Consider the following 9288-nt stretch of genomic DNA (forward strand, 5'->3'; position numbering starts at 1 on the left):
ATGGAAATATAGGGGCCAATCCAACCGGTTACCAAGATGGTGTATGACTTTGACATCAAATGTTTGCACTGGATATTGCTTCGAAGATGGGTTTGCCGGAGCAAATTTCAGAGAGGGCGCTAGCATATCTCCGCCATTACATTCCTCTTGTTTTATCTCTCCATCCCTTCCATAACCAATCAACAGATAGTCAACAATCATCAGAGCTCTCCCGTACTTTAAAGGTAACTTCCCGTCTGACTAACGCGTACTGCCTGAAGTGTATCAAGCTGCTCACTCAAGTTCTCTATAGCTTTCCGGCGCGAACTAATGTTTTTGCTGCAATGTTGCGCTTCGACATAAAAAACCTCTGGTTATGCAAGGGGTTATAAATCAGGCTGCTATTTGTTTTGACTGACAAAGCTCCGGCAAATTAGCACGCACCAGCGCCTCAGCAAACGGCGGAGGGACCGCATTACCGCAGCGTGCGACCTGCTTGTCTTTCGCGTACTTCTGCCCCCGATAGTCCTGATCGATGATGTACCACTCCGGGAAGCCCTGCGCGCGGTATAGCTCGTGCGGTTGCAGCATCCGCATACCGATATCAACGATGCGAAAAGTGATGCCGTCAATATCCACCAGCCCGTCGCAATCCTCACCGCAGTACTTACGCAAGAACTCCAGCGCCAGCTGCGCGCGATGTTCGTCGTATTCATCGACCGCAAGAGTGGTTTTCACCTCCCCTACGTGCAGCCCGCCAGCCGTCACTGTTGGCATTGGGTCACTGGATGGTTGACCGTCGCGGCATGTTCCACGCAGTTTCACCAGATGAGAGGCAACTACTGCATGATGGTCGACAGTAGTCACTGAGTGCGCGGGTTCATCCATACTGACACCCGGTCCCGTATAGTTACCGCCGTAGTGTTTCGCCAGGAACGCGCTCACCGTCGCGAATTTATTCCCACCTGCAGTAACAGTCCCCAGAGGGTTATCCAGGCGCAGCACGCGCGGGTCTTGTCCCGGACGCTCGCCATAACCCATCTGGATCAGCGTAGGCATTACCAGTTGAGATTTTCCGCCACCACCAGCAGTGATCGTTGCACTCGGTTCGTCTGCCCGGTGACCGACACTGGCACCAAACTGCCGACCAACAAACGGCGCTATCGCTGCTTCAACAATCCCGAATGCATGCCCATTCCCGCCCGGACGTTTTGATGTGCCAGCGGTTACCGTCGGGACGGGTTCGGTAACGGGCTGCCCGGTTGCGCCAGTACGGAACTTTGTCAGGTGTGGGACGGCAATCGCGTAGCCATAGGTTTTCGTAATGGTCTGCAAAGGCTCGCCCAGCGCCTGCCCACGGAAACAGTCGTATTTCCCTTTGGTCGTCGTGTGGTTGCACTTAACGATGAACGGCGACGCGCTCTCGATCACAAACCGCTGGATGCCACGAGCGATGCGTTTGAGCGTATTTTCAGCCAGTGGCTTTTTGCGGTCGAATATCGACGGTGCCGGAATGGTCCAGTCGATACACTCTGCAGCTGTACGCCATGGCGCCAACTTTCCACTCTGCACAGCTGGAGATTTCGGGTCGCCGTGGGTCGGGTCCGGCCAGGTCACCGGCATACCATCGCAACGCATTACCATGAAGAAACGCTTCCTGATGGTCGGTGCGCCAAAATCGCAGGCGCGCAGCTCACGATGATCAACAGCGTAACCCAGCCCGGCCACCAGTTGCTGCGCCAGTTCGCCGTCGGCAGTAATACCCAGGAACTCGCAGCACTCCGCCAGCGCCGGATGACCGGCAGGAATACCACCGGATAGCATGCCGCAGAAAGCCTCGAAGGTCTCACCAGTACGCAGGGGATCTGGACGTAACCCACCATCAGCAGATTCGATAAGCGGCCCCCAGGTGCGGAACTCTTCAACGTTCTCCAGCATCATCACACGGGGACGTACCGCCAGCGCCCAGCGAATGACAATCCACGCCAAACCACGAATCTCTTTCTCTACCGGCTTCGAACCTTTAGCCTTTGAGAAGTGACGGCAATCAGGGGAAAACCATGCCAGCCCCACCGGGCGGCCAGCGGTCGCTACGATGGGATCGACATCAAACACCGATTCGCAGTAGTGCAGTGTATCCGGGTGGTTCGTAGTGTGCATCGCAACAGCGTTCGGGTCGTGGTTAATCGCAATATCCACACTACGGCCGATCGCCAGCTCAATGCCCGAACTCGCCCCGCCGCCGCCGGCAAAGTTATCAACGATGATTTCTCTCACGCGTATTTCTCCATAGCGATGGCCAGTGACCGGGCCGCAGCGATTATTGACGGTACCGGCATTTGTTCCAGCCACATGCGGTTGATGTGATGCTTCAGGCGGCGCTGGTGATGTGCCGGAAGATCCCCGGCACTTTCAATCTGGCTATATACCATTCCTACTTCGGCAGGCCAGACAGTTTCCTCAACATTCACCAGCAGCAGGTTTTCCAGCTCAATTATCCGGTTCGTGGCATATTGCAGTAGCTGATCCATCACTTCGTCTCCCGCCATGCCCGCTTATTACATCTCGGGAAGCGTTCTAGCCTCCATATCCAAATCATCCACAACATCTTATTAAATTCAGGTAGTGCCCGATAATCATCAGCACTCATTTCGAGGGCCTTGAATCGCCACTTTGCCACCTTGACCACCCGCCACAGCATCACCATACAAAACAGAGTGCAAACAACAAGGAAACCGAAAAAAAGATAAGTACTCACCTCACTCCCCCTTCGCGCCAATGCCAGCGGCGGCAAGTGCAGCGTTAACATCAGGCTCTGGATAGGCGTAAATTGCTCGGTGCGCATCATTGAAATCTCGACGATGCAGAACGCTAATAGGCTTCGGCAATTTAACCTCCCTCGCTTCCAGTTCTGCTATGCGCTTCTCTGCGGCTTCCAGCTCATTTAACAGTTGATGCATAACGTCAGAGGCATCCTGACACTGGCTGGTAATGCTTATGGTGCATCCTGTGTCTAAACCATCCTCTGTTTCAAAACGAAGTTCGAGATCATCACCATCGATATCCTCAGATTCAAAGCTGGCGATGTATCCCAGTACGCGAATCATGTCGAGTGCGCTATCACGCAGCGCCTGTTTGTTGAGTGCTGTCATTGGGCGGCTCCTGTGCGTAGCTGGGCCATTCGTAAAGCTGATTCTGCAATGTTGTCTTCTTCGGTTTTCAACGGCTCAAAATCAACTTCACCCTCCCGGGCGTTAATTACCCACTGACCGAATGGAGTGATATTGCGGATTCCATGAGGACCTTTGCCTGCCAGCCCTATTTCAACAAGTCGCGCCATCGCTTCAGCGCCAATGTCATATCCTTCTCCGTCTTCGCATGTTTCATTGAAACGCATCAATGCGTTGATATCTTGCTCCTGCAAACGAGGCCAGTGACCCGCAGCCAGCTCCCTGCACTTGCTCTCGGCGTTAGCGAGCTGTACTGCCATGTCTGTGACTTCGGTTTCAAGTTTTTCAGCGTATTCAATCAGGAGATCGATTCTTTCCGGCGTTACGGTTTTAACGTATTTGCAAATCGATGACGCATAATTATCATCCTGGAGTGTGCCAGCCAGGCCATTACAAAATTTGCGGTTCCCTTTTGTCGCCTTGATATCGGCGATGATTTTTTTAACATCTGGTTTCATGCTGATGCTCTCCCGTAAAACGCCAGTACACGCTGCATAGCTGGACTTGTGAGGCAAACTGATGTGACCATGTTTTTGCTCATGTTCGATTTGAGCTGCTTGATGTTCAACTCCCCGCCGGGTTGCAGCGAATAGACCGGGCGGTGCGGCTCGCCAGTGCGGATTACTACCGCTCTGCGTACCAGGTGAAGCAGCAGGTTATGTGCCTTCTTGCAGTCACATCCCAGCAGGCTCTGGACCTGACGAGGCGTGATGGTCTGGTTAACCCGAAGGAAATCGACGATTGCCCACAGTGATTTGCTTGCCATAGTGATTTTTCCTCGAGGTTATTTAACGATCCGGAGATGGCTAACGTTCTTGCGATAGCTGCCCCAGTCAAAGTTCACCCACATCCCGCCATCCATCTGGAGGCGATCGATAACCCGCGCACCCAATGCGCCGAGAAGTTCGTCATGGTTCAGATTCGTCAGAACGCCAACTGGACGCATCGACGACAGCCGACGGTCGATAACCTGATTCAGGATAACTTTCTCCCCGTTGCTACCGCGCTGAATACCGACTTCATCCAACACCAGCAGATCGACTTTGCAGAGGTCATCCAGAAGTGAAGCCTCTGACTGGCCACCGTCGTAGCACTCGCGAACACGCAGCATCAGGTCAGGGATTGTCACCACCAACACAGATTTGCCACCGGACAGGAGATGATTTCCGATCGCTGCCGCCAGATGGTTTTTCCCGGTACCCGGACCACCACTAAACACGAAGCTCGCAAAGCCAGCACCAAAGTTCTGTGCATAGCTTTTCGCCATGGTGTAGGCCTTGCGCTGTTGCTCACCGGAGACTTCGTAGTTGGCGAACGTGCAGCTGCGGTGCAGACTCTGGATACCAGATCGACCGAAGATTTTCTCTGTGCGCGCTTTCTGATTCCGCTTGCCCAGCTCTTCGCAATGTTTCAGTCCTTCTTCCCGTTGCCACGCCAGAAGCTCTGCTGCGCTGGTGAACTTCGGCTGTACGCCTGGCGGAATGAGTTTTTTCAGGCGCTCAAGAGCGCTGCCAGTACCAATCATGTTTTTCATCGCTACCCCCTGAACCCTGGTGGAATGGTGTTATCTGGTCGGGAAATCGTATTCAGATCCCGCATACCTGACGATGCAGTCACTTCCCAGGCTTCCTCGTAGTGCTTCGAGGGGCCAAAGAACGTTGCGGCCTGTTTCACGTACTCGGTGTTAAGTTTCCCCGTAGCTTTCACGAAGTCGGCATATCGCTGTGTACCGTTGAGCAACTCCTGAGCTGTAGCTCCTGAGTTAACTCTGGCGTTCCAGGCTTTGCAGGCGTCGGCCTTGCTATTTCCTCCAGCGCGTTTTGGATAAATCGACCACGCCTGCTCGAAGTCATCCGGATAGGCATTTTTTTTTGGTGGCGTCTCATCATCGGAAGAATCATCACTCTCTGGGGGTGTGGCGTAGCCATGCCCCAAAGTGTTTTCTTCTTCCTGTTCCTGCTCCTGTTCCTGTTCCTGTTCCTGGTTAAGGAACGGTTCAAGAACCCTTTCTGAACCCTTTAGCTTCAAGCCACCAATGTGAGCTATCGCATCAGCCATAACCCGCGCCAGTTCTGGCTTCACCGAAGATTTATCCGGCACTTGAGAAAACAAACGCATAGCCGCTATACCCTGATTAGGGTTCTCAACTGGGTTCCAGCTCATGAAGTTCCGAATAAGGACCCATTTCGAGGCAAAATCACGCGTTGCAAAACCGTTCATAGATAGCTCATCAAACCCTTTCGCAACCCTTTCAGATGTCCAGTTGAGGTCTTCCGAAACGTATCCATCAGGCAGTCGAAAACAACCAATCATGTTCGTGTGTTGCCCCGTGAGCAGATACAGCGCGAGCAAACGGGCATCATCAGAAACCCGACGCATTCCATCGCTTATCCAAAAAGATGTATGCACCTTGCCGTAATCACGCATAAAAACCCCTGAATGCTTAAATTACTGTCGGTTCGTCAGTTCTGGCGGAGTGCTTAAAGACGATCTCGACGCACAAAAAAACGCATTCCTGACAGATTGAGACGCCACCCCCAACGACGAGAACGCCAGCAATTTCGACATTCGTCTTTCCGCAAAAAGAGCACTTATGGGTTGGCTGGATATTTACCTTGGTACTGGTTGCTGACATACTTACCCCGCAATGATTTCGCAATGAATTGCACCAGAAAGCCGTTGGTGTTCGCGCACCGCGGCTTTCGCCATTTTTGAACCGGTCATATAGCCCCCAGCATCATCTGCACCATCTCCATCAGCGGCCCAGTTAACCCAGGGTCAACGCGATACATCTCCACGATCCCCTCGCTCAACTCTTTCAGCTTCTGATGCCGTGGCGCATCCAGCGCGACGGCAATCTTTGCTTCACTGGTTTCTTTCTCCATACGCGCCAGGCGAGCCATGATGTTGTCTTCTGGCAGCAGGCGACTGCGGTACACAATCGGCAGGACAGCGAGAATTGCCGGTGTCAGCTGGCGGACGTTCTCGCGGTAACGCTCGCTGTTGAAGTGGTTGTCCAGGAAGCGAAACAGCTTCTGGCGCTTTCGGCAGAGATCGTCAGGGAAAGTGATGTCATCACCACCCTGCGCCTGGTACTCTTCGATAATCAGAGCCGTAACTACGTCCTGACCATCGGCACCAGCCCAGGAGCGGACCGCGTCACGAATATCTTCATGCCTCGGTCCTTTCTGCGCTTGAGCGCGATTTATCACCGCCTGCTGCAGCGATCCTGTATCCTGGTAAAACGTAAGTGATTGCATTTGTGGTCCCTTGATGGTTAAGCGGCTGCATGTGGATGCGGAAACAATTCAGGAAGGTCGGGACGGAATTCATGAGCCTGAATCTGTCCTTCGCTGGCTCTTACCAAAACAGGAACATGGATCGGGGATATTTGTTTTTTCCCATTTAACCAGTCACAGATCGTGGATTGGGCCTTACCACATCGCTTCGCTAGCTCTTTCTGACTACCGGCGATTGCAATCGCTTTTTCTACAGCAGAGTTTTTCATAATCGCTCCTTCTATCAATTTTGATTGATTATGTGTATCGCTCTAACGAATGTCAATCGCCTATGCGATTTTTTGCTTATTCATCGCCGCAGCGATAATATTTATGAAGGTTATTAGGGGAGTATCTTTAATGAGTTTTTCTGAGCGGTTAGATCGCGCAATGACTGAGGCGGGTTATACACAGGGCAAGCTCGCTAAGGCCGTTGGCATGGCACAGTCAAGTGTTAACAAGCTGCTAAATGGTGCGTCAAGCTCAAGAAAAACAGTCGAGATAGCATCTGTTCTCAATGTTCGCCCCGAATGGCTTTCCACTGGAACCGGACCGATGCGTAATGATGGTCAGCAGCCGGAAAAAACCAATGGAGGTATAAAGAGCTTCAACGTATTCCGGATTGAGGTTCTCGACTTTACGGTTAGCGCGGGGCCAGGGGCTATAAATAACGAGTTCGTAGAGATCCTACATTCTGTTGAGTATCCGGTTGAAGAAGCCAGGCACATGTTTAACGGACGTAAACAGGAACAGATCCGCATCATCAACGTTCGCGGTGACAGCATGTCTGGAACGATTGAGCCTGGTGATTTGCTGTTTGTCGATATAAGCGTTCAACACTTTGATGGTGATGGTATTTACGCTTTCATTTATGACGACACATCACATGTGAAGCGACTTCAGAAGATGAAAGATAAACTCTTGGTCATCTCAGACAACCAGACCTATCGACCATGGGAGCCGATTGAGAAGGCAGAGATGAACAAAATATTCGTATTCGGAAAGGTGATCGGCAGCATGCCGCAGACCTACCGTAAGCATGGTTAGCAGATTAACAGTGGCCTGAAGAGACGTTTGGGTGATGAGAGAATATCTGATAGTAGGCGTGGTTACTTTGCTCTCGGTTGTTGCGATCGTGCTTATGGTGGCCTGAAGAGACGTTTGGGTGAGTGAAAAATAGTGTTTGCCCGCCACACTTTAACAAGGAAAATCAAATGGTTAATGAGATAAATCCAATATCACCCCGCCAAGGTAACCTCCAGTTATTTCCTGTAAAAGAAGTTGAGATTGAAGGTGTGGCAATGGGCGTCCTGAATGATGGGACACCGTATCTCACTGGTCGAGGACTGGCTGAAATGTGTGGTGTGCATCATAGCGTAATCCAGGATATTTCTTCTGATTGGGCTAGTGAGCGCCTTAAACCCCGTGGTAAAAAAATTGATACCGTCCTCCTCGATCAAGGTATAGACGTTGAGTCACTGTTCATTCCATCTTCAGAAACAAAGCGGGATCATTATCCGTACCCAGACTATGTCTGCATGGCAATTCTTGAGTATTATGCGTTTGATGCAAGCCAAGCAAACAATGCCACAGCCCTTAGGAATTATCGTCTTTTAGCAAGACAAACACTTCGCGAGTTTATATTTAGAAGTGTTGGAATCGATCCAAGAAACCCAGTTAGCGGCGCTTGGAAGTGCTTCCAAGAACGCATAATTCTTAATGATAAAATCCCTGCTGGATTTTTCAGTGTGTTTAGAGAGATGGTTGATATCACCGTTCCCTTGATTAATGCTGGATTTGAACTGGGGCCTAAAACTGTTCCAGATATAAGCGTTGGAACTAGATGGTCAAATCACTGGAAACGTAACAAGCTTAGCGAAAAGTATGGGGATGTGCAGAAACATCCTCACGTATATCCAGATTGGTTCCCGCAGAGCAAAGCCGGCAATCTCCCTGCCAACATTTACCCAGAAGAGGCACTAGGCGAATTTCGACGTTGGCTTAGGGAAGAGTATGTGCCAAAAGGATTTAAAGAGTATCTTGCCGATAAAGTTCAGCAAAAGGTTATAGAAAATACTAAAGCAATAGAGGTTTTAGAAAACCTACAACGACCTGAGCTTGAACATAAAAAACATTGATTATCCACCCGGCCACCGCGCCGGGTATTTATTTGACCAAGCCACTCATAATGTTAAGATGATTCCGATTGCAATCAATGGATATACATAATGAATAAAATAGCTCTGGCAGTGGCATTAGCTGTAACCCTAACGGGGTGCGCATCTTCTGGAAATCAGAAACTTAAAAGCGAAACTGAAACAAGTGTTCAGTCTAAAATTCAGGAAGGTAAAACCACCAAGGCTGAAGTGAAAACCTTGTTTGGTTCTCCTGATGCAGTCTCTTATACCGACGGTGGCAATGAGATTTGGAAGTACTCATTTGCCAAAGTAAAAGTAAATGGCACCTCATTCATTCCTTTCTATGGATTGTTCCACAACGGGACGAACGGCACTAAGAAAGAGCTAACCATTCTGTTTAAAGATAATACTGTACAGAAATACACAATGGCGGAATCGGCGATCAACACGAAATCTGGTTGGGCCGACTAACACCATTTTTTGCCCGGTAAATAACGCCGGGTTTTTATTGCCCTTTCCTCACGAACTCAGCAGCATCCCGCAATAACCCCTTGTGAATCACATTACCCACCGCCTTTCGCTTGGCTTCCAGGCTATCAACTATTGCATCCCGACTAATAACTACCCCGCCGATAATCAACTGATGTAGCCCCCTGAAACACC

The 9288-nt window shown here is 50.6% G+C and carries 14 protein-coding genes; 3 read left to right on the plus strand and 11 right to left on the minus strand.

What is annotated here, in order from left to right; translation table 11 throughout:
• The 11 genes from FDW95_RS23285 to FDW95_RS09025 all read right to left on the minus strand — a co-directional run.
• The coding region (locus FDW95_RS23285; protein ID WP_212734296.1) for a hypothetical protein at positions 1-201 on the minus strand (201 nt) is incomplete at its 3' end.
• A gap of 171 nt (positions 202-372) precedes the next feature.
• Complete coding sequence (locus FDW95_RS08980; RefSeq protein WP_115258203.1) at positions 373-2256, minus strand: DNA cytosine methyltransferase; 1884 nt, start codon at positions 2254-2256, stop codon at positions 373-375.
• Positions 2253-2510, minus strand: a complete 258-nt coding sequence (locus FDW95_RS08985; RefSeq protein WP_016156704.1) for a hypothetical protein — start codon at positions 2508-2510, stop codon at positions 2253-2255. Before FDW95_RS08985 ends, FDW95_RS08980 begins: the two co-directional genes overlap by 4 nt.
• Before the next feature lie 228 nt (positions 2511-2738).
• Entirely contained in the window at positions 2739-3131 is a 393-nt protein-coding gene (locus FDW95_RS08990) for an ead/Ea22-like family protein (protein ID WP_115258202.1), read from the minus strand.
• The gene (locus tag FDW95_RS23655) at positions 3128-3667 is read right to left on the minus strand and encodes a hypothetical protein (RefSeq protein WP_247754158.1); all 540 of its coding nucleotides are present in this window, start codon (positions 3665-3667) and stop codon (positions 3128-3130) included. Before FDW95_RS23655 ends, FDW95_RS08990 begins: the two co-directional genes overlap by 4 nt.
• A complete protein-coding gene (locus FDW95_RS09000) occupies positions 3664-3975 on the minus strand; it encodes a hypothetical protein (RefSeq protein ID WP_115258201.1) in 312 nt (103 codons plus the stop codon). The genes FDW95_RS23655 and FDW95_RS09000 overlap by 4 nt, the downstream gene beginning before the upstream one ends.
• Positions 3976-3993: 18 nt before the next feature.
• A complete protein-coding gene (locus tag FDW95_RS09005) occupies positions 3994-4743 on the minus strand; it encodes an ATP-binding protein (RefSeq protein ID WP_115258200.1) in 750 nt (249 codons plus the stop codon).
• A gap of 2 nt (positions 4744-4745) precedes the next feature.
• On the minus strand, positions 4746-5636 hold the full coding sequence (locus tag FDW95_RS09010; RefSeq protein ID WP_170972981.1) for a hypothetical protein: 891 nt from the start codon (positions 5634-5636) through the stop codon (positions 4746-4748).
• Between the two features lie 16 nt (positions 5637-5652).
• Positions 5653-5844, minus strand: coding sequence for a ClpX C4-type zinc finger protein (locus FDW95_RS09015; protein WP_115258199.1), 192 nt, complete (start codon positions 5842-5844; stop codon positions 5653-5655).
• 85 nt (positions 5845-5929) lie between these two features.
• Positions 5930-6469 (minus strand): toxin YdaT domain-containing protein, encoded by a 540-nt coding sequence (locus FDW95_RS09020; RefSeq protein ID WP_115258198.1) that lies wholly within the window; start codon positions 6467-6469, stop codon positions 5930-5932.
• Positions 6470-6486: 17 nt separating this feature from the next.
• On the minus strand, positions 6487-6717 hold the full coding sequence (locus tag FDW95_RS09025; protein WP_115258197.1) for a helix-turn-helix domain-containing protein: 231 nt from the start codon (positions 6715-6717) through the stop codon (positions 6487-6489).
• Between the two features lie 130 nt (positions 6718-6847).
• Here FDW95_RS09025 and FDW95_RS09030 point away from each other — a divergent pair, with 130 nt between their 5' ends.
• From FDW95_RS09030 to FDW95_RS09040, 3 genes are all read left to right on the plus strand, one after another.
• Entirely contained in the window at positions 6848-7534 is a 687-nt protein-coding gene (locus FDW95_RS09030; RefSeq protein ID WP_249358993.1) for a helix-turn-helix transcriptional regulator, read from the plus strand.
• 167 nt (positions 7535-7701) lie between these two features.
• Complete coding sequence (locus FDW95_RS09035) at positions 7702-8625, plus strand: hypothetical protein (RefSeq protein WP_049041817.1); 924 nt, start codon at positions 7702-7704, stop codon at positions 8623-8625.
• Positions 8626-8715: 90 nt separating this feature from the next.
• Complete coding sequence (locus FDW95_RS09040) at positions 8716-9096, plus strand: lipoprotein (RefSeq protein ID WP_049041820.1); 381 nt, start codon at positions 8716-8718, stop codon at positions 9094-9096.
• Positions 9097-9288: the final 192 nt, after the last annotated feature.

It is taken from the genome of Citrobacter sp. wls718, assembly GCF_005280945.1.
Classification (GTDB): Bacteria; Pseudomonadota; Gammaproteobacteria; order Enterobacterales; family Enterobacteriaceae; genus Citrobacter; species Citrobacter gillenii.